This is a genomic window from Pseudundibacterium arcticum, from assembly GCF_042646465.1.
GTDB lineage: Bacteria > Pseudomonadota > Gammaproteobacteria > Burkholderiales > Burkholderiaceae_D > Undibacterium_A > Undibacterium_A arcticum.
Genome location: NZ_JBHRTP010000072.1, coordinates 23,715 through 42,943 on the forward strand (window position 1 = coordinate 23,715; position 19,229 = coordinate 42,943).

The window sequence follows — 19,229 nt, forward strand, 5'->3', positions numbered from 1 at the left end:
TCTTTAACGCCGCCTGACAAAACAGACAACTCGCTGACAATTAACCGACAAATCAATGCCATTTTCTTTCACATTCGAGCAAAAACAGAGCGCGCTATGGCTGGTGCTGGGGCTGGCACTGCTGGTTCTGCTGGTGCTGCTGGGGCCGGTGATGACGCCGTTCATTGCCGCCGCGATCCTGGCATACGCATTGAATCCCGGCGTCGACCTGATCGCCTCGCTGCGACTCGGCAAATTTCGCGTGCCGCGCTCGCTCGCGGTGGTGCTGATGATGCTGTTGCTGCTGGCGGCGATCCTGGCGCTGGTGTTGATCGTGCTGCCAGTGTTGCAGACCGAGATCCCGATGCTGCGCGACCAGATTCCGACCTTCCTGACCCGCCTGAACAACACCCTGGCACCGCCCTTGGCCGAGCTCGGCATCCATGTACGGCTCGACGGTGCCGGCATCAAGACCCTGCTGACCCAGCAGCTCAGTACTAGCGGCGACGAAATCTGGCGCGCGATGCTGGCCTCGGCCAAGGTCGGCGGCATCGCGGTGCTGGGCTGGCTGGCGACGCTATTGCTGATCCCGATGGTGCTGTTTTACCTGCTGCTCGACTGGCATCCGTTCCTGAAAAAGCTGGAACACATGGTGCCGCGGCGCTGGGCCGCCAGAACCGTGGCGATGGCGCAAGAAGTTGACGGCTTGCTGGCGCAATACCTGCGCGGCCAGTTGCTGGTGATGCTCATCCTGGCGGCGTATTATTCGGTGGCGCTGACAATCGCCGGTTTCGATGTCGCGCTGCCGGTCGGTATCGTCACTGGCCTGCTGGTATTCATCCCCTACCTCGGCTTTGGCATCGGACTGGTGCTGGCACTGATTGCTGCGGCGCTGCAATTTACCGGGCTGCATGGGCTGGTGGCGGTCGCAATCATCTACAGCATCGGGCAAGTGCTGGAAGGTTTCTTTTTGACGCCGCGCCTGGTCGGCGAGCGCATCGGCCTGCATCCGCTGGTGGTGATCTTCGCGCTGCTCGCGTTCGGCCAGCTGTTCGGTTTCGTCGGCGTGTTGCTGGCGCTGCCGGCGTCGGCGATCCTGTCGGTCGCCTTCAAGCACTTGCGGTTGCATTATCTGAATAGCAGTTTTTATAATGCACAAACAAATAGCCCCAATAACCCCAATAGTCATGTGTGAGTCCGAATGAGGCAGTTGACGCTCGACATCGGCGCGAATCAGCCGCAAACCTTGGACAGTTTCGTGACCGGGCAAAATGCCGAACTGGCGCAGCTCGCGCAGCAGTTCGCCGCGCGCAGTGCAAGTGAGCGTTTCGCCTACCTGTGGGGTGAAGCCGCGGCCGGCAAGAGCCATCTGCTGCACGCGCTGGCGGCCGGCGCGCGGAGCCGTTACATCGATGCCGCCACGGCCGGCGTCGATGCGTTTTTATATACACCGGAGATCGAGCTGTACCTGCTCGACGATTGCGACCGGCTGTCGCCCGAACTGCAGATCGAGGCCTTCAATCTATTTAACCAGATCCGCGACAATGGCGGCTATCTGGTCAGCACCGGCTCTGCGCCGCCGGCATTGCTGGCGGTGCGCGAGGATCTGCGCACCCGGATGGGTTGGGGCCTGATCTATCAGGTGCACGGCCTGACCGATGACGAAAAGATCGCCGCCCTGACGCAGGCAGCGCAGCTGCGCGGTTTGACGCTGTCGCCCGGCGTGTTACCCTATTTGATCACCCACTTCCGGCGCGATATGCGCTCGCTGTCGGCAATGCTCGACGCGCTCGACGGCTATTCGCTGGAAACCCAGCGCCCAATCACCCTGCCGCTGTTGCGTGAGCTGTTGCAACTGGAGCGCGCAATCACAACCAACCCCAAAGCATGAGCAACCTGGCCCTGTTCGACCTCGACCACACCTTGCTGCCGCTCGACTCGGATTACGAGTGGGGCCAGTTCCTGACCCGCATCGGCGCGGTCGATGCGAAAGAATTCGCACGCCGCAATGCCGAATTCTTCGCGCAATATCAGGCCGGCACGCTCGATCCGGTCGCGTATCTGGAGTTTGCGCTCGGCACGCTGGCCCAGTTCTCCCGCCAGCAGTTGGATGACTGGCATGCGCAATTCATGCATGAAGTCATCACGCCAGCGATCCGGCCGGCGGCCAGCGACCTGCTGCTGCGCCATCAGGACGCCGGCGACCTGCTGGCGATCATCACCGCCACCAACCATTTCGTCACCGCGCCGATTGCACGCCAGCTCGGCATCGAACACCTGATCGCCGCCATGCCGGAGCGGACGCCAGCGGGCGACATCACCGGCCGGCTGGTCGGGATCCCGACCTCGGGCGCCGGCAAGGTCAGCCACATGCACGACTGGCTGGCCGCGATGGACAAATCGCTCGACAGCTTTGACCGGAGCCATTTCTACAGCGACTCGCACAACGATATCCCGCTACTCTCGATCGTCACTCATCCGATCGCCACCAACCCGAACGCCAAACTGGAAGCGCATGCGATTGCGCACGGCTGGCCATTATTAAAACTATTCAATGATTAAAAAGTTCATCCGGCGCATGCTCGGCGTCAAGCAGGCGCCACCATCGACCGACCAGACCGAACCTCAGGTGCTGAACCAGCAACAGCACGGCATCGACCCGCAGCTGTTATCGGCCAACGCGGTGCGCGTCACGCACACGCTGCAGGACGCCGGCTTCAAGGCCTTCGTGGTGGGTGGCGCGGTGCGCGACTTGCTGCTCGGCGTCAAGCCGAAGGATTTCGATATCGCGACCAATGCCACGCCGGAACAGGTCAAGCGTTTATTCAGACGCGCGTTCATCATCGGCAAGCGGTTCCAGATCGTGCATGTGATGTTCGGCCAGGACCTGCTGGAAGTGACCACCTTCCGCGGCGCGTCGAGCGACGGCGCGCCCAAGGACGAGCATGGCCGCGTGCTGCGCGACAATACCTTCGGCCTGCAGCACGAGGACGCGGTGCGGCGCGACTTCACCATCAACGCGATGTATTACGATCCGGCCAGCCAGACCGTGCTCGATTATCACGGCGGCATTGCCGATATCCGTAACAAGACGCTGCGCATCATCGGCGCGCCGGAAGCGCGCTACCGCGAAGACCCGATCCGCATGCTGCGCGCGGTGCGTTTCGCTGCCAAGCTCGGCTTTGACATCGACCCATCGACCAGCGCGCCGGTCGCGGTGATGGCGCCGCTGGTCAACAACGTGCCGGCGGCACGCGTGTTCGACGAGATGCTGAAGCTGTTGATGAGCGGCCATGCGCTGGCCTGTTTGCAGCAATTGCGCAAACAAGGCCTGCATCACGGCCTGCTGCCATTGCTCGACGTGGTGCTGGAGCAGCCGCTCGGCGCGCGCTTCGTCACGCTGGCGCTGGACAATACCGACCAGCGCATCAAGCTCGGCAAACCGGTGTCGCCCGGCTTCCTGTTCGCATCGCTGCTGTGGCATCAGGTGCTGGAAAAATGGACCGCCTACCGCGCCGCCGGCGAATATCCGATTCCGGCGCTGCATCTGGCGGCCGACGACGTGCTCAATACCCAGACCGAGAAACTGGCGCTGCAGCGCAAGATCGGCTCCGACATGCGTGACATCTGGGCCATGCAGCCGCGCTTTGAGCGGCGTACCGGCAAGACACCGTATAAATTGCTGGAACATACGCGCTTTCGCGCCGGTTACGATTTCCTGCTGCTGCGCTGCGCGTCGGGCGAAATCGACAGCGCGATCGGCGAATGGTGGACCGAATTCATCGAGGGCGACGGTCCCGGCCGCGAGCAATTGCTGGCGCAAAAATCGCGCGCGGAAGACAGCGCCGGCGCCAGCAAGAAGCGGCCGAAACGGCGTGGCGGACGCGGTCGTGCAAAAACGGGGGACAGCGGCGCTGACACCTCGGCGGAGCGCGGCAATGCGGAGCCGTCCGGCGGCGAGGGCAATCAATAATGGTGTTCGACCCGACCACGGCAGTCACCGCCTACATCGGGCTAGGCGCCAATCTGGGCGATGCGGCGCTGCAGGTGCGCCGCGCGATCGCCGCGCTGGCACAGTTGCCCGATACCAGCGTCACTGCGCAATCGAGCTTGTTTCGCAGCGCGCCGATCGATGCCGGTGGCGACGATTACGTCAACGCGGTGGTGCAGTTGACGACCCGATTAACTGCCGCCGAGCTGCTGCAGCGCCTGCAGGCGCTGGAGTTGACGTTCGGGCGCGAGCGGCCCTATCGGAATGCGCCGCGCACGCTCGACCTCGATATCCTGCTGTACGGGCAACAGCAAATCGCATCGGAACACCTGACCGTACCGCATCCGCGCCTGACGCAACGCGCGTTTGCGCTGATCCCGCTGCTGCAGCTCGACCCGCTGCTGACGATTCCGGGTCAGGGCCCGGCGCACAGCTTCGCGCCGGCCGTCGCGGACCAGGCAATATGCATGATCGATGATTAATACTGGCGCCAGTATATAATTGAACCGCACATTAATCGCGCGGCATGACCATGGTTTTTGGATATACTCCCATGAAATTGATTACCAACACGCCCCTGAGCCAGGGTGACGCATAACATGGATTTCGAGCAAACCAAGTACATCGTCGTCGAAGGCCCGATCGGGGTCGGCAAGACCACGCTGGCGCGCCGCCTGGCGACCCATTTCGGTGCCCAGGAGTTGTTCGAGCAGCCGGCCGAGAACCCTTTCCTCAAAAAATTCTATCGTGATGCTGCGCGCTACGCGTTGCCGACCCAGATGTTTTTTCTGTTCCAGCGCATGAACCAGCTTCGCGATCTGGCGCAGACCGATCTGTTCGACAGCCGCACCGTGTCCGATTTCCTGCTCGACAAGGATCCGATCTTTGCGCGCCTGACCCTGGGCGACGACGAGTTCAACCTGTATCTGAACCTGTATTCCCACCTGCGGCCGCAGGCGCCACGGCCGGACCTGGTGATCTATCTGCAGGCCGAGCCGGCCACACTGATCGAGCGCGTCAACCGGCGTGGCATCGAGATGGAAGAAGGCATTTCCGCGCCCTATCTGAACCGGCTGTGCGAGAGTTACAGCCGCTTTTTTTACGACTACGACGATGCGCCGCTGCTGATCGTCAATGCAGAACACTTCAACCCGATCCGGGACGAGGATTTCGGGCTGCTGCTGGCGCATATCGGCAATATGCGCGGCAAGCGTCATTTTTTCAATCGCGCAGACTAATGTAGATTAGTGCAGATTAATTTCGGAGAATCACCATGGCTGGATATTTGCAGGGTAATGAAGCGAAGGAACAACGCAAGGCGGTCACCCTGCCGAGTCTGATGGCGCAGCGCGCCGCCGGCGACAGGATCGCGATGCTGACCTGTTACGACGCCAGTTTCGCGGCGTTGATGGACCGCTGCGGGGTCGAGATGCTGCTGATTGGCGACTCGCTCGGCATGGTCTGCCAGGGCCACAGTTCGACCCTGCCGGTCACGGTGGCCGACATCGCCTACCATACCGCCAGCGTGGCGCGCGGCAATCAGACCGCGCTGGTGGTGGCCGACATGCCCTTCGGCAGCTATGCGACGCCGCAGGCTGCATTCGATAATGCGGTGCTGCTGGTGCAGGCCGGGGCCCAGATGGTCAAGCTGGAAGGTGGCCTGTGGCTGGCCGATACCATCCGTTTCCTGACCGACCGCGCGATCCCGGTCTGCGCGCACCTCGGCCTGACCCCGCAATCGGTACATCAGCTAGGCGGCTACAAGGTGCAGGGCAAGACCGCCGACGCGGCCGACCGCCTCAAAGCGGACGCGCTGGCGCTGCAGGCGGCCGGTGCGGCGCTGCTGGTGCTGGAAGCGATTCCTGCGGCGCTGGGCAAGGAAGTGACGGCGCTGCTGGCGATTCCGACCATCGGCATCGGCGCCGGACCCGATTGCTCGGGCCAGGTGCTGGTGATGCACGACATGCTGGGTACCTTCCCGGGCCGCAAGGCGCGCTTCGTGAAGAATTTCATGGACGGCCAGAGCAGCATCGATGGCGCCGTGCGCGCCTATGTCGCCGCGGTCAAGGACCAGTCGTTTCCGGCGCCGGAACATTGTTTCTAAACCCGCTGCTGCTAACGCCGTTTCCAAAGCCGCCCCCACGTCCCACCCAACCTGACCACACCTGACCCGATGCAAGCCTTGCATGATGCGTTCCGACTGCTGTTGTCAGGCGACCCGGCACTGTGGCAGATCATCTGGGTCTCGCTCAAGACCTCGGTCATCGGCCTGCTGCTGGCGACGCCGGTCGCGGTGCTGGCCGGGTATGCGATCGCCAGGCACCGGTTCCGTGGTCGCCGCATCGTGATCTGGCTGGCCCAGGCCACGTTGTCACTGCCGACTGTCCTGATCGGGCTGCTGCTGTATCTGGGGCTGAGCCGCAGCGGCCCGCTGGGCAGCTGGCACTGGTTATTCACGCAAACCGGCATCGTAGCCGGCCAGGTATTGATTGCGCTGCCGGTGCTGATCGCGTTTACGCTGGCGGCGGTGCAGGCCACCGATCCGCGCCTGGCCGAGACCGCAGTCACGCTCGGCGCGTCGCGCTGGCGCGTGATGCTGACCGTGCTGCACGAAGGCCGTTTCGGCGTGATGGCGGCGCTGATCAACGGCTTCGGCCGCGTGATTTCCGAAGTCGGTTGCGCGATGATGGTCGGCGGCAATATCGCCGGCGCCACGCGTACCATCACCACCGCGATTGCGCTGGAAACCAGCAAGGGCGAATTCGCGCAAGGGATCGCGCTGGGGCTGGTGCTAGTCGCGATCGCGCTGCTGATCAACGCCGCGCTGATGCTGTTGCAGGGCGATGCCCATACGCTACAGGCGACCCGATGACGCCGCTGCTGGCGATCCGCGGCTTGCGCAAACAGTTCGGTGCGCGCGCACTGCTCGACATCGATGCGCTCGACATCGGGCCGGCCAGCGCCTATGCGCTGACCGGCATCAACGGCGCCGGCAAGAGCACCCTGCTGCGCATCCTCGCCGGGCTGGAACCGGCGCATTGCGCGCACCTCAGCTTCATGGGGCAGGCCATGCCGCTGACGCCCTACCCGCCTGCGCTGCGCGCCGCCATCGTGTATGTGCACCAGCATCCGGCGATGTTTGCGACCAGCGTCGCCGACAACATCGGATACGGGCTGCGCGCGCGCGGCGTGGCCCGCAACGACCGGCAGCGACAGGTGGAAGAGGCAATGGCGTGGGCCGGCGTCAGCCATCTGCGCGAGCGCAAGACCCAGACCCTGTCCGGCGGCGAAAAGCAGCGCATCGCACTTGCACGTGCCCGTATCCTGAAACCGAGATTATTATTGCTCGATGAGCCGAGCTCGAACCTGGACGGCGCGGCGCGCGAACAGGTGATCGCGCTGATCCCGAGCCTGATCGCACAAGGCAGCAGCGTCGTGATGGCCTGCCACGACCGCGACCTGATCGCGCTGCCCGCAGTGCAGCGGCTCAAATTGATGGATGGCCGGCTGGCAGCGCGCTAGTGTAGTGCGTCATAAATAATGCAACTTAACTGCAATTTGCGTCTATTCTGTATTTGGAGGGATAAATCATGCGAATCGCGATGAAAGTTGAGTTGACCGAAGCACAGCGTGAGCAGTTAGAGGCGTGTGCTACTGGCAGAAAGATATCGGTGCGGGTTGCCGAGCGCGCCAAGATGATCTTACTTGCGGCGCAGGGCAAGACGGACAAGGAAATCGGCGCCGACTTGGGTGTCTGGCGAGGCACGGTAGCACGCTGGCGAGGTCGCTATGTCGATGAAGGGCTGCCGGGGATCGAACACGATGAGACACGGCCGGGGCGCACGCCGAAGATTTCCGCGCGTAAGATCAAGGCAATCGTGACGCGGACGACGCAGCAACAACCGGATAACGCGACCCATTGGAGTACGCGAACAATGGCAGCTGTGGTCGGTGTAAGTGCGGCGAGCGTGCGGCGTATCTGGCAGGCGCACGGACTCAAACCGCATCGAATGGCGACCTTCAAGGTATCGAACGACAAACACTTCACGGAGAAGCTGGAAGATATCGTTGGACTGTATCTCGATCCGCCAGAACAAGCATTAGTCTTCTGTTGTGACGAGAAGTCCCAGATCCAGGCGCTCGACCGGACGCAGCCGGGCTTGCCACTGAAGCGAGGTCGCTGTCAAACGATGACACACGATTACAAGCGCAACGGGGTGACGACGCTGTTCGCGGCGATGAGTACGCTCGATGGAAATGTCATCGGCCAATGCATGACAAAACATCGCCACCAAGAGTGGCTGCGCTTCCTGCGGCAGATCGATCGCAGTACGCCCAAGGACAAGGAGCTTCACTTGATCGCTGATAACTATGCGACCCATAAGCATCCAAACGTGAAAGCGTGGCTTGCCAAGCATCCGCGCTTTCACATGCATTTCACCCCTACCAGCGCGTCCTGGCTAAACATGGTCGAACGGTTCTTTCGCGACCTGTCCGGGACCCAATTGCGACGCGGTGTCTTCAATTGCGTCCCAGACTTGATCAGCACGATTGAGCAATTCATAGACAAGCACAATCGTTCTCCGAAACCGTTCATCTGGACGGCGAAAGCAACTGACATTTTGGCGAAAGTCACGCGTGCCCGCGCCAAGCTTAATAAGATGCAATCCGTTTGACGCAGTACACTAGCAGCCTGTGGAGGGCTTGGCGGGGCGTTTGGTCCGGTGCGCCCGGCTGGGCAGATCACTCCACCGGATACTGCGCGAGGCTGTTGGCCCACTTCGGCGCCAGCTCATCGGCGGCACTGACCGTCATGTTCAGATCGCGCAACAGCCCGTCCTGCAATCCATATACCCAGCCATGCATGGTCAGTGGCTGACCGCGTTCCCAGGCATCTTGCACGATGGTGGTCTGGCACACGTTGACGATCTGTTCGATCACGTTCAGCTCGCACAAACGATCATGCCTGACGCGCGGCGAGAGCGTTGCGCCCAAGTATTTTTCATGCTTCTGATGCACATCCTGCACATGACGCAGCCAGTTGTCGGCCAGCCCGACGCGGCGTCCGGTCAGCGCCGCATGGACGCCGGAACAGCCGTAATGGCCGACGATGATGACGTGCTTGACGCGCAGCACCTCGACCGCGAACTGCAGCACCGACAGGCAGTTCAGGTCGCTATGCACCACCACGTTGGCGATATTGCGATGAACGAACAGTTCGCCCGGCGGCAAGCCGAGCAACTCGTTGGCCGGCACCCGGCTGTCGGAACAACCGATCCATAGGTAGTCGGGCGACTGCTGGGCCGTCAGCCTGGAGAAATATTGCGGATCGGTTGCGACCATCGAGGTCGCCCAGCGCCGGTTGCGGTCGAGCAGTTCTTCCAGTGCAAGCGTTTTTTGGGTGGTTTCTGTCATCGGGTCGGGAGAGCAATGTGTGGGACCGCGGGCCAATTGCATGGCTCGCGGCCAAAAAGACGGCTTGCGCATTGGCGCCGGGCAGCCGTCAGGTTGTGGAATTATGCCAGCATTTGCCCTCGCCATCGGGGGCCGCTGCAGCGGCAAGCAAGCGCGCCGGCAAAAAAATGGCAGCCGAGGCTGCCATTTTTCCGGGTGTGAGCGCCGTGTTCCGCAGGTTCCGCTTGGTCGCTGCCTTACTGGCGCTTGAAGTCTTCCGGTTTCTCGCCCAGCATCGCACGCTTCAGCTGGCCGTCCGCCGGCTTGTCACCGAGCCAGATTTTTAGCAACGCGTTGTAGAACACCAGGTCGGGGAAGGCATCGGTGATCTTCTTGCCATTGACCGCGATCAGGGTGCCGGTTCCGGGCAGCCAGTCGATCGTCACCACGTCGCCTTTCTTCAGCTCCGGGGTCGAGCCGAACACCTCGCCAAGACGCTGCATCTGGCTGATGATCTTGGTCTTTTCGGTACGGTCGGAATTCTTGTTCAGACCTTCCATGAAGCTGCGTCCGAGATCATCGCTGCTGATCTCGCGCATCGTTACCAGAGTGATCCGCTTGGGGCCGGGCGCAGCCAGCGCGTCGGCGGCGCTCGTCTTCCTTTCGGTCAGGTACAGGCCGCCTACATACACCTTGAAGATCGCCTTGTAGCGCATGCCGGCGCCGTTCAATTTCAATTCCTGATTGGCGACGCGCGCCGTTTCTTCCATTTTGATGCCGCTCACTTCCAGCGCCGACACCAGCGTTGCCGCGACCAATAGGGCCGACGCCACTGACGCAACGGTCAGCAGGGATTTGATGCGGTTGCCACAATTCATATCGTCTCCAGAGTTCCCACTTATCCATGCATGGGGAATAAAATCATTGCAATGAATCATTAAAACGAATCATTAGCACGCGAATTACCTTGGTACAAGATAGCAAAGATAGCATACCTGACAGCTCACGCAAGCCTGCACTATTACTTCAATACAATAAAAACACGGCACAAAAAAACGCCGATCGGTCCAGATCGGCGTTCTTGGTGGATCGGCCCATCACTGGGCCGCTGTGGCGCAAGATCACTCAAAAAAATTCTTGACCTTCTCCATCCACGATTTGCTTTGCGGATTGTGCTTGGCGCCGCCCTCCATGGTCAGGCGCTCGAAATCGCGCAGCAACTCCTTCTGCTTGTCGGTCAGCTTGACCGGCGTTTCGATCACGACGTGGCAGAACAGATCGCCGGCGTAGCTCGAGCGTACGCCCTTGATGCCCTTGCCGCGCAGGCGGAAGGTCTTGCCCGATTGCGTGCCTTCCGGAATCGTGAACGCCGCCTTGCCGCTCAGGGTAGGCACTTCGATTTCTCCGCCGAGCGCCGCCTTGGCGAACGAGATCGGCATCTCGCAATGCAGGTCGTCGCCGTCACGCTGGAATACCGGATGTTGCTTGATGTGAATTTCGACATACAAATCGCCGGCCGGACCGCCGTTCATGCCCGGCTCGCCGTTGCCGGACGAGCGAATGCGCATGCCATCGTCGATGCCGGCGGGAATCTTCACTTCCAGCGTCTTGTTGCGCTTGATGCGGCCAGCGCCGGCACAGGTCGGGCAAGGCTCCGGAATGATCTTGCCGGTACCATGGCATTTCGGGCAGGTTTGCTGGATGCTGAAAAAACCTTGCTGCATCCGCACTTGGCCGTGGCCGCCGCAGGTGGTACAGGTGGTCGGCGCGGTGCCGGGCTTGGCGCCGGAACCGTGACAGGTATCGCACTTGTCCCATGACGGCACCCGGATCGTGGTATCGAAGCCGTGCGCCGCCTGCTCCAGCGAAATGTCGAGGTTGTAGCGCAGATCGGCGCCGCGATAGACTTGCGGGCCAGCGCCACGGCCACCGCGTGCACCACCGCCGCCGCCACCGAAGATGTCGCCGAAGATGTCGCCGAACGCATCGGCAAAACCGCCGGCACCGGCACCAGCGCCGAAGCCGCCACCGCCGCCCATGTTCGGATCGACGCCGGCATGACCGTAGCGATCGTAAGCGTCGCGCTTTTCGGCGTTCGACAGCATCTCGTACGCTTCCTTGACTTCCTTGAACTTTTCTTCCGACGTCTTGCTGTCCGGATTGCGGTCCGGGTGGTGTTTCATTGCGAGCTTGCGATACGCCTTCTTGATCTCTTCGTCGGAGGCGTTTTTTGCCAGGCCCAGTACTTCATAATAATCACGCTTCGCCATTTTTCGGCACCTTGCTCTTTATCTGTCTGTCAATCTGTCAGCGAAATATGTGAAAAAGCCGAGTCGAAAATTGCACGCGGCAATCATCGACTCGGCAAGTCTGTACGGCGTTCCAGTGACGCTTGCCGTTAGACCGGAGATTACTTGTCTTTCACTTCCTTGAAGTCGGCGTCGACCACGTCGTCCTGCTTCGGCTTGGCTTCCGCGGCACCGGCATCGCCGCCAGCCGCCGCACCTGCCGCTGCCTGCTGCGCCTGCATGTCGGCATACATCTTCTCGCCCAGTTTCTGCGAAGCGGACGACAGCGCTTCGATCTTGGCATCGATGGTCGACTGGTCGCTGCTCTTCATCACTTCTTCCAGGTCCTTGATCGCGGCGTCGATCTTTTCCTTTTCGCCGGCGTCGAGCTTGTCGCCATACTCACCGAGCGACTTGCGGGTCGAATGCACCAGCGCGTCGGCCTGATTGCGCGATTCGGCCAGCGCCTTGAGCTTCTTGTCCTCGGCCGCGTTCAGTTCGGCGTCCTTCACCATCTTCTCGATTTCGGCTTCGGTCAGGCCGGAGTTGGCCTTGATCGTGATCTTGTTTTCCTTGCCGGTCGCCTTGTCCTTGGCGCCGACGTGCAGGATGCCGTTGGCGTCGATATCGAAGGTGACTTCGATCTGCGGCGTGCCGCGCCCTGCCGGCGGGATGCCTTCCAGATTGAATTCACCCAGGCCCTTGTTGCCGGCGGCGATTTCACGCTCGCCCTGAAACACCTTGATGGTCACGGCCGGCTGGTTGTCGTCGGCGGTCGAAAACACCTGGCTGAACTTGGTCGGAATCGTGGTGTTCTTCTGGATCATCTTGGTCATCACGCCGCCCAAAGTCTCGATACCGAGCGACAGTGGCGTCACGTCCAGCAGCAGCAGATCCTTGCGCTCGCCCGACAACACCGAACCCTGAATCGCGGCACCGACCGCGACTGCCTCATCCGGATTGACGTCCTTGCGTGGGTCCTTGCCGAAGAATTCCTTGACCTTTTCCTGCACCTTCGGCATCCGGGTCATGCCGCCGACCAGAATGATGTCGTCGATCTCGGTTACTTTCACGCCGGCATCCTTGATCGCGATCCGGCATGGCTCGATGGTCTGGGCAATCAGGTCCTCGACTAACGATTCGAGCTTGGCGCGCGTCATCTTCAGGTTCAGGTGGACCGGGGCGCCGTTCGCCATCGCGATGTAGGGTTCGTTGATTTCGGTCTGCTGCGACGACGACAGCTCGATCTTGGCACGTTCGGCCGAGGCCTTGATGCGCTGCAGCGCGATCGGGTCTTTCTTCAGGTCGAGGCCGTTGATTTTCTTGAATTCGTCGATGATGTAATCGATGATGCGCTGGTCGAAGTCTTCGCCGCCGAGGAAGGTGTCGCCATTGGTCGACAGCACTTCAAACTGTTTCTCGCCATCGACGTCGGCGATCTCGATGATCGAGATGTCGAAGGTACCGCCGCCCAGATCGTAGACGGCGATCTTGCGGTCGCCCTTTTCGGTCTTGTCCATGCCGAACGCCAGCGCCGCCGCAGTCGGCTCATTGATGATGCGCTTGACGTCCAGACCGGCGATGCGGCCGGCGTCCTTGGTGGCCTGACGCTGCGAGTCGTTGAAGTAGGCCGGCACCGTGATGACGGCTTCGGTCACTTCTTCGCCGAGGTAGTCTTCGGCGGTCTTCTTCATCTTGCGCAACACTTCGGCCGAGATTTGCGGCGGTGCCAGTCGCTTGTCGCGCACCGAGATCCAGGCGTCGCCATTGTCGGCCTTGCTGATGGCATACGGCATCAGCGCGATGTCCTTCTGCACTTCTTTCTCTTCAAACTTGCGGCCGATCAGGCGCTTGACGGCGTACAGCGTGTTCTTCGGGTTGGTCACCGCCTGGCGCTTGGCCGGCGCGCCGACCAGAATCTCGCCGTCTTCCTGATAGGCGATGATCGACGGTGTGGTGCGTGCGCCTTCGGAGTTTTCAATCACCTTCGGCTGGCCATTTTCAATGATGGACACACACGAGTTGGTGGTGCCCAGGTCGATACCGATAATTCTTGCCATGTCAGTTCCTTTCGATTCTTGTATTTTTGCTGCGGCCGGTCGGTCGATTGCGCAGTAATGCATGCTTGCGCTCAACGCGTGGCCACAATCCTTTTGATTTCTGCTTATTTGCCGCTTACTTGACCTATATAGCGTTCATTTCCCCAGTTTCAAGCCTGTTTCTCGGCTGCGACGACGACGATCGCCGGGCGCAACAGGCGATCCGCAATCATGTAGCCTTTTTGCAACACGGTGACGACCGTATTGGCATCCTGGTCGGCCGGCACCACCGACACCGCCTGGTGCTGCATCGGATCGAGCTTGTCGCCTTGGGCTGGCTCGATCGCCACCAGACGGCTCTTGTCGAACGCCGATGACAGTTGCTTGAGCGTCATTTCGACGCCTTCTTTCAGCGATTCGAGCGACGGCGACTCGACCTTCAATGCCATTTCCAGACTGTCCTTGACCGGCAGCATGGCCTCGGCAAAGCTTTCGATCGCGAATTTATGCGCCTTCGCGATGTCTGCCTGGGCCCGGCGGCGAATGTTTTCGCCTTCGGCCTTGGCGCGAATGAACGCATCTTGCATCTCGGCTACGCGCGCTTCAGCCTCAATCAGCTGCTGCGCCAGCGCTGAGTCGGTCGCTGCGGTCGCTTCGGCCGCATCGACCGGCCCGACGGCGGCAACCTGCGGGCTGTCCTCCGTCGGTGCTATCTGCTCGGTCTGTTTTTCTTGGTCTTGCATCAAAAAGCCTCCAACAATCAATAACTTATGTTTAACCCACAGGCGACATGGGGCTATTCGTTTCTATTTCAAGGGGATGTCACGCAGATGGCGGCACGGTTGGCGCGCGGTTAATGCCTATCAACTCGCCTATCAACTGATTTTGCCCCGCTTGCGCCCCAAAACCCGGCAGGCGCGACCGCACTCCTGCAAGAGTACCGAGCGACCGATCTGGCCGCTTGGCGCGCAAAGTTTTGTTACAAGATTTACCACATTTCGGTGTGAAATCGACGCTGCGGCGGACTAGTATGGCTTGGATGATCCGACCACAAAATAAATTCCCGTTCTCGCCGCGGGCACCCACGGCGCAAGGAGCACAGATGAAACTTCCGCTGATTTCCCTGACGGTCGTCGCCTACACGCTGCTCACGGCGGCGCTGATCTGCTATGCCGACCTGACCTCCTTGCCTTGAGCGCGGCGCTATTCTAGCAAAGTGAATGATGAAACTGACGCGGGGATCAAGCGTCGGCAATGCGCTCCGGCGCGAGGTCACGATTTATTCTTGCGGCAAAGACAGATACTCCCGCCAATAGTCTGCAATGCCGCAAATAAATAGGGCAGGAGCAGCAAATACTCAAGATATTTTCATCTAGCCCCGAGCCGGGCCGACTCGCTGCGCGTCAGTTCGGCTTGCTGTTGCTGCATCTGCCGTTGTGCGGCGCTGCCGATGGTGGGCCAGCCGATCATGTGCTGCTCGGCAATTTCCGCCAGCGCGTGCAGCCATTCCGGCGTTTCGTTCAGGCAGGCAATGTAATGGAATTCCTGGCCGCCAGCATGCAGAAAATCCTGCTTCGCCTCGATCGCGATCTCTTCCAGTGTTTCCAGGCAGTCGCTGGTGAAGCCGGGGCAAATCACGTCGACCCGTCGCACGCCCTGCTGCGCCAGCTGTCGCAGCGTCGACGCGGTATACGGCTGCAGCCATTCGGCCTTGCCGAAGCGCGACTGGAAGCTCACCACATATTGATCCTGTGACAACCCAAGCGCCGTCGCCAGCAGTCGCGCCGTCTTGTAGCATTCGCAATGATACGGGTCGCCCAGTTCCAGCGTCCGTTTCGGCACGCCGTGAAAACTCATCACCAGCCGCTCCGGCCGGCCGTTCTGCTGCCAATGGGTCAGCACGGAGACCTTCAGCGCGTCGATATAACCGTCGTGGTCGTGGTAATGCTTGGCAAAGCGCAGTTCCGGCACATTGCGCACCTGCGCGTAATGACTGAACACCGCGTCATAGATCGAGGCAGTGGTGGTGGCCGAATACTGCGGGTAGGCCGGCAGGATCAGAATCCGCTCGCAACCGTCCGTCTTCAGCTGATCGAGCACCGTCGGCAACGACGGGCTGCCGTAGCGCATCGCATACACGACCCGCAGCGCATGCCCGCGTTCGCCCAGATAGCCGCGCAGCAACGTCGCCTGTTTAACGGTATGCACTTTCAGCGGCGACCCTTCCCTGGTCCAGATCGCCGCGTATTTTTCCGCCGACTTCGATGAGCGGATCGGCAGGATCAGGCAGTTCAAAATGAACCACCACAGCAGTTTGGGTATCTCGACCACGCGCGGGTCGGACAGGAATTGCTTCAGGTAGCGCCGCACCGCGGCGGCGGTCGGCGCATCGGGCGTGCCGAGGTTGACCAGCACCACGGCGGTGTGGGCGATGCTGCCGTGGACGGTGGGCGGTTCTTTGCGAAAAGACATGAATGGATCGGATCCGGGGTTAAGCATCGGCGCCAAGCCGAACTAGGACATATTTTTATGGGAAATATACTAGGGCGTGTATATTTCAAAGCCCAATGAAACTGGGCGCAAGATACCATATTTTTCCACATACTCCCGCAGAACAGCTTTCCTAGCCGGCCAGCAGCTCGCGCGCATGCTTGCGCGTGGTGGCCGTGATCTCGAGCCCGCCCAGCATGCGGGCGATCTCTTCGACCCGCGCCTTGGCGTCGAGCCGGTCGATGCGCGACACGGTCTTGCCGCCGGCAACCACGCTGACGGCCTTGCTGACCTGGAAGTGCTGGATGGCCTGGCTCGCGACTTGCGGCAGGTGCGTCACGCACAGCACCTGGCGGTCCTGGCCGAGCCGCTTGAGCAGACGGCCGACCACCTCGGCCACGCCGCCGCCGATGCCGCTGTCGACCTCGTCGAAGATCAGGGTCGGGGTGGTGGTCGCGCTCGACGTGATCACCGACAGTGCGAGCGCGATGCGGGCCAGTTCACCGCCGGACGCGACTTTAGCCAGCGGTCGCAGCACCGTGCCGGCATGTCCGGCGACCATGAATTCAACCTGCTCCAGCCCGTAGGCGGCCGGCTCGCAGGCGTTCAAGGCCAGCGCAAAGCGGCCGCCGGACATGCTCAGGTCCTGCATCGCGGCCGTGACCGCGTCACCCAGCGCCTTGGCGGCCTTGGCGCGTGCCTTCGAGAGCTTCTGCGCCAGTACCCGATAATCAGCTTCCAGCCGCGCTTCCTGCTGGCGCAGCGCATCGAGGTCGCTGGCATCGGCCAGCTGCTGCAGTTGCGCTGTGAGGGTATCGCACAAGGCCGGCAGCTCGTTTGGCGCGACACGGAACTTGCGCGCGGTCGAATGGATCGCATCGAGCCGCGCCTCGACATGGCGCAGGCGCTCGGGATCGAGCTCGACCCGCCCCAGGTAGTCGTTCAGCGAATAGGTCGCCTCCTGCAGCTGGATGCGCGCCGGCTCGATGAATTCCAGCACCGGTTTCAGCGCATCGTCGATGTCGGCCAGCCTTGCCAGCTTCTGGTGCAGGCCGAACAATTGCGACAGGATCGGATTGTCCGATTCGGAGATTGCCGCCACCGCTTCCTGCGCGCCCTCGATCAGGCTGGCCGCGTGGGACAGCCGGCTGTGTTCGTTGCTGATCTCGTCCCATTCGCCGGACTTGACCGCCAGCTTGTCGAGCTCGCCGACCTGCCATTCGAGCCGCTCGCGTTCCAGCAACACATTCTTGGCGTTGGTTTCGAACTCCAGCCGTTGCCGCGCCAGCGCCTGCCAGACCTTGTAGGCGGCCGCAACCGCGCGGGTGTCGCCGAACAAACCGGCCTGGCCATCGAGCAAGGCGCGCTGCGCATCGGTTTTCAGTAAGGACTGATGCGCGTGCTGGCCGTGGATATCGACCAGCATCTCGCCCAGCTCGCGCAGTTGCGCGGCGGTGGCGGCGATGCCGTTGATGAAGGCCTTGGAGCGGCCGGCATTGTCGATCACGCGGCGCAGCAGCACGCCGCCCTCGTCGCTGGCAAATTCATTGAGCGCCAGCCAGTCGCCGGCGGCGCCGTCAGTGGCGAACTCGGCGCTGATATCGGCCTTGTTAGCGCCGTCGCGCACCACACTGGCATCGCCGCGTCCGCCCAGCGCCAGCATCAGCGCATCGATCAGGATCGATTTGCCGGCGCCGGTTTCGCCGGTCAGGACCGAAAAACCGGCGGAAAATTCCAGTTCGAGCGTATCGACGATGACAAAATCACGGATGGAGAGGGTACGCAGCATAGGGAGGTTCGAGGTGAATTGGTGGTCAATATTGTTACTGCTATTTATACAACAACGCCGCCATTTGCAAAGCATTGTGGCTTTCTGGTGACGGCCGGAACCCACGTCCCGGCATGATCCGCGAACGACACTGGATTCCGGCGTGCGCCGGAATGACACGGCAGGTTGACATTGCAACTCTTGTTCTTGGGTTCGGATGGCCAGTGTCGGGCGCTCTGACAATCGTAGCGAGCGGTCCAAGGTCGCGCCGAGAAGCGCAGCCGTACGCAGGTACGGTGAGCATCGCAAGCGTGAGATTGGGCCGCGCAGTAGATTGACAGAGATGCCCTATTTTAGCTGGCCTTCTACTGATGGATACTCGTTCCAGTGCAATTTTTCGCGCAGCGTGTCGTAGTAATTCCACCCTTTCGGGTGCAGGAAAACCACGCTGTGCCTGGAACGCTGGATCAGGATACGGTCGCGGTGCAGCAGGCTGGCAAACGTCTGCATGTCGAAATTGACGCTGATGTCGCGTCCGCCCTTGACTTCGATGGCGATCTGGCAACTGTCGGGCAGCACGATCGGGCGGTTCGACAGTGCATGCGGCGCGATCGGGACCAGTACCAGGCCACCCAGATTCGGGTGCAGCAGCGGGCCGCCGGCCGACAAGGCGTAGGCGGTCGAGCCGGTCGGGGTCGAGATGATCAGGCCGTCGGAACGCTGGTTATACATGAAGTGGCCATCGACCACGACGCACAGCTCGGCCATGCCGGAACCGGCGCCACGCGACACCACCACATCGTTGAACGCGAGCGCGCTGAAGATCGTTTCACCGTCACGCACGACCGAGCCTTCCAGCAGACTGCGGCGTTCCGATTCGAATTTACCTTCGAGCATGTCGGCCAGAACGGGGATCATTCGGTCCAGCGGGATATCGGTCATGAAACCGAGCCGGCCTTGATTGATTCCGATCAGCGGTACATTATAGGGAGCCAGCTGGCGCGCGATACCGAGCATGGTGCCGTCGCCGCCGACCACGATCGCGGCAGCGGCATGCTGGCCGATCTCGGCCGGCGTCATGGTGGCGAAGCCTTCGAGTTCGACATTGCGCGCGGTGTCGCTTTCGATCACGACGGTATGTCCGGCGTCATCCAGAAAATCGGCGATCTCGGCCAGCGACTGCAGGATGCCGGTGGCGTTAAGCTTGCCAACCAGTGCGATCGTTTTCGGTTCAAGGGGCATGGCGTATCGGCGCGCTTCGGTAAGATAATAGATGGATG

Annotated in this window: 18 protein-coding genes; 10 read left to right on the top strand and 8 right to left on the bottom strand. The window is 61.3% G+C overall.

Features of this window, described 5'->3' with window-relative positions; translation table 11 throughout:
• Positions 1-55: 55 nt before the first annotated feature.
• From ACFOFO_RS20215 to ACFOFO_RS20260, 10 genes are all read left to right on the top strand, one after another.
• Positions 56-1,174 (top strand): AI-2E family transporter, encoded by a 1,119-nt coding sequence (locus tag ACFOFO_RS20215; protein WP_390332601.1) that lies wholly within the window; start codon positions 56-58, stop codon positions 1,172-1,174.
• A 6-nt stretch (positions 1,175-1,180) separates the two neighbouring features.
• A complete protein-coding gene (gene hda / locus ACFOFO_RS20220) occupies positions 1,181-1,870 on the top strand; it encodes a DnaA regulatory inactivator Hda (RefSeq protein WP_390326784.1) in 690 nt (229 codons plus the stop codon).
• Positions 1,867-2,541 (top strand): histidinol-phosphatase, encoded by a 675-nt coding sequence (locus ACFOFO_RS20225; protein ID WP_390326785.1) that lies wholly within the window; start codon positions 1,867-1,869, stop codon positions 2,539-2,541. Before hda ends, ACFOFO_RS20225 begins: the two co-directional genes overlap by 4 nt.
• Positions 2,534-3,952 carry a polynucleotide adenylyltransferase PcnB gene (pcnB, locus tag ACFOFO_RS20230; RefSeq protein ID WP_390326788.1) on the top strand — a complete coding sequence of 473 codons (1,419 nt, stop codon included), beginning with the start codon at positions 2,534-2,536 and terminating at the stop codon, positions 3,950-3,952. Before ACFOFO_RS20225 ends, pcnB begins: the two co-directional genes overlap by 8 nt.
• Positions 3,952-4,452: a 2-amino-4-hydroxy-6-hydroxymethyldihydropteridine diphosphokinase gene (gene folK / locus ACFOFO_RS20235; RefSeq protein ID WP_390326789.1), complete on the top strand. Its 501-nt coding sequence runs from the start codon at positions 3,952-3,954 to the stop codon at positions 4,450-4,452. The genes pcnB and folK overlap by 1 nt, the downstream gene beginning before the upstream one ends.
• Positions 4,453-4,569: 117 nt before the next feature.
• Positions 4,570-5,208, top strand: a complete 639-nt coding sequence (locus tag ACFOFO_RS20240; protein ID WP_390326791.1) for a deoxynucleoside kinase — start codon at positions 4,570-4,572, stop codon at positions 5,206-5,208.
• A 35-nt stretch (positions 5,209-5,243) separates the two neighbouring features.
• A complete protein-coding gene (gene panB / locus ACFOFO_RS20245; protein WP_390326792.1) occupies positions 5,244-6,074 on the top strand; it encodes a 3-methyl-2-oxobutanoate hydroxymethyltransferase in 831 nt (276 codons plus the stop codon).
• A gap of 69 nt (positions 6,075-6,143) precedes the next feature.
• On the top strand, positions 6,144-6,842 hold the full coding sequence (locus ACFOFO_RS20250; protein WP_390326794.1) for an ABC transporter permease: 699 nt from the start codon (positions 6,144-6,146) through the stop codon (positions 6,840-6,842).
• Positions 6,839-7,492: an energy-coupling factor ABC transporter ATP-binding protein gene (locus tag ACFOFO_RS20255; RefSeq protein WP_390326796.1), complete on the top strand. Its 654-nt coding sequence runs from the start codon at positions 6,839-6,841 to the stop codon at positions 7,490-7,492. The genes ACFOFO_RS20250 and ACFOFO_RS20255 overlap by 4 nt, the downstream gene beginning before the upstream one ends.
• 68 nt (positions 7,493-7,560) lie before the next feature.
• Positions 7,561-8,646: an IS630 family transposase gene (locus ACFOFO_RS20260; RefSeq protein ID WP_390326797.1), complete on the top strand. Its 1,086-nt coding sequence runs from the start codon at positions 7,561-7,563 to the stop codon at positions 8,644-8,646.
• 67 nt (positions 8,647-8,713) lie between these two features.
• Here the strand turns inward: ACFOFO_RS20260 and can are convergent, their stop codons facing one another.
• From can to ACFOFO_RS20300, 8 genes are all read right to left on the bottom strand, one after another.
• The gene (can, locus tag ACFOFO_RS20265; protein ID WP_390326798.1) at positions 8,714-9,385 is read right to left on the bottom strand and encodes a carbonate dehydratase; all 672 of its coding nucleotides are present in this window, start codon (positions 9,383-9,385) and stop codon (positions 8,714-8,716) included.
• 236 nt (positions 9,386-9,621) lie between these two features.
• Positions 9,622-10,242 (bottom strand): chalcone isomerase family protein, encoded by a 621-nt coding sequence (locus ACFOFO_RS20270; RefSeq protein WP_390332603.1) that lies wholly within the window; start codon positions 10,240-10,242, stop codon positions 9,622-9,624.
• Positions 10,243-10,485: 243 nt separating this feature from the next.
• Positions 10,486-11,634, bottom strand: coding sequence for a molecular chaperone DnaJ (dnaJ, locus tag ACFOFO_RS20275; RefSeq protein ID WP_390326804.1), 1,149 nt, complete (start codon positions 11,632-11,634; stop codon positions 10,486-10,488).
• A 140-nt stretch (positions 11,635-11,774) separates the two neighbouring features.
• Positions 11,775-13,712 (bottom strand): molecular chaperone DnaK, encoded by a 1,938-nt coding sequence (gene dnaK / locus ACFOFO_RS20280; protein WP_390332604.1) that lies wholly within the window; start codon positions 13,710-13,712, stop codon positions 11,775-11,777.
• Between the two features lie 149 nt (positions 13,713-13,861).
• Complete coding sequence (gene grpE / locus ACFOFO_RS20285) at positions 13,862-14,434, bottom strand: nucleotide exchange factor GrpE (RefSeq protein ID WP_390332606.1); 573 nt, start codon at positions 14,432-14,434, stop codon at positions 13,862-13,864.
• A gap of 625 nt (positions 14,435-15,059) precedes the next feature.
• A complete protein-coding gene (hemH, locus tag ACFOFO_RS20290; protein ID WP_390326805.1) occupies positions 15,060-16,163 on the bottom strand; it encodes a ferrochelatase in 1,104 nt (367 codons plus the stop codon).
• A gap of 151 nt (positions 16,164-16,314) precedes the next feature.
• Entirely contained in the window at positions 16,315-17,970 is a 1,656-nt protein-coding gene (gene recN / locus ACFOFO_RS20295) for a DNA repair protein RecN (protein ID WP_390326808.1), read from the bottom strand.
• A 327-nt stretch (positions 17,971-18,297) separates the two neighbouring features.
• On the bottom strand, positions 18,298-19,191 hold the full coding sequence (locus ACFOFO_RS20300; protein ID WP_390332609.1) for an NAD kinase: 894 nt from the start codon (positions 19,189-19,191) through the stop codon (positions 18,298-18,300).
• Positions 19,192-19,229 lie beyond the last annotated feature (38 nt).

What these genes read in the sequence shown, in the direction of transcription:
- ACFOFO_RS20215 (WP_390332601.1), top strand. Translation starts at nt 56, where the DNA reads ATGCCATTTTCTTTCACATTCGAGCAAAAACAGAGCGCGCTATGGCTG.
- hda (WP_390326784.1), top strand. Translation starts at nt 1,181, where the DNA reads ATGAGGCAGTTGACGCTCGACATCGGCGCGAATCAGCCGCAAACCTTG.
- ACFOFO_RS20225 (WP_390326785.1), top strand. Translation starts at nt 1,867, where the DNA reads ATGAGCAACCTGGCCCTGTTCGACCTCGACCACACCTTGCTGCCGCTC.
- pcnB (WP_390326788.1), top strand. Translation starts at nt 2,534, where the DNA reads ATGATTAAAAAGTTCATCCGGCGCATGCTCGGCGTCAAGCAGGCGCCA.
- folK (WP_390326789.1), top strand. Translation starts at nt 3,952, where the DNA reads ATGGTGTTCGACCCGACCACGGCAGTCACCGCCTACATCGGGCTAGGC.
- ACFOFO_RS20240 (WP_390326791.1), top strand. Translation starts at nt 4,570, where the DNA reads ATGGATTTCGAGCAAACCAAGTACATCGTCGTCGAAGGCCCGATCGGG.
- panB (WP_390326792.1), top strand. Translation starts at nt 5,244, where the DNA reads ATGGCTGGATATTTGCAGGGTAATGAAGCGAAGGAACAACGCAAGGCG.
- ACFOFO_RS20250 (WP_390326794.1), top strand. Translation starts at nt 6,144, where the DNA reads ATGCAAGCCTTGCATGATGCGTTCCGACTGCTGTTGTCAGGCGACCCG.
- ACFOFO_RS20255 (WP_390326796.1), top strand. Translation starts at nt 6,839, where the DNA reads ATGACGCCGCTGCTGGCGATCCGCGGCTTGCGCAAACAGTTCGGTGCG.
- ACFOFO_RS20260 (WP_390326797.1), top strand. Translation starts at nt 7,561, where the DNA reads ATGCGAATCGCGATGAAAGTTGAGTTGACCGAAGCACAGCGTGAGCAG.
- can (WP_390326798.1), bottom strand. Translation starts at nt 9,385, where the DNA reads ATGACAGAAACCACCCAAAAAACGCTTGCACTGGAAGAACTGCTCGAC.
- ACFOFO_RS20270 (WP_390332603.1), bottom strand. Translation starts at nt 10,242, where the DNA reads ATGAATTGTGGCAACCGCATCAAATCCCTGCTGACCGTTGCGTCAGTG.
- dnaJ (WP_390326804.1), bottom strand. Translation starts at nt 11,634, where the DNA reads ATGGCGAAGCGTGATTATTATGAAGTACTGGGCCTGGCAAAAAACGCC.
- dnaK (WP_390332604.1), bottom strand. Translation starts at nt 13,712, where the DNA reads ATGGCAAGAATTATCGGTATCGACCTGGGCACCACCAACTCGTGTGTG.
- grpE (WP_390332606.1), bottom strand. Translation starts at nt 14,434, where the DNA reads ATGCAAGACCAAGAAAAACAGACCGAGCAGATAGCACCGACGGAGGAC.
- hemH (WP_390326805.1), bottom strand. Translation starts at nt 16,163, where the DNA reads ATGTCTTTTCGCAAAGAACCGCCCACCGTCCACGGCAGCATCGCCCAC.
- recN (WP_390326808.1), bottom strand. Translation starts at nt 17,970, where the DNA reads ATGCTGCGTACCCTCTCCATCCGTGATTTTGTCATCGTCGATACGCTC.
- ACFOFO_RS20300 (WP_390332609.1), bottom strand. Translation starts at nt 19,191, where the DNA reads ATGCCCCTTGAACCGAAAACGATCGCACTGGTTGGCAAGCTTAACGCC.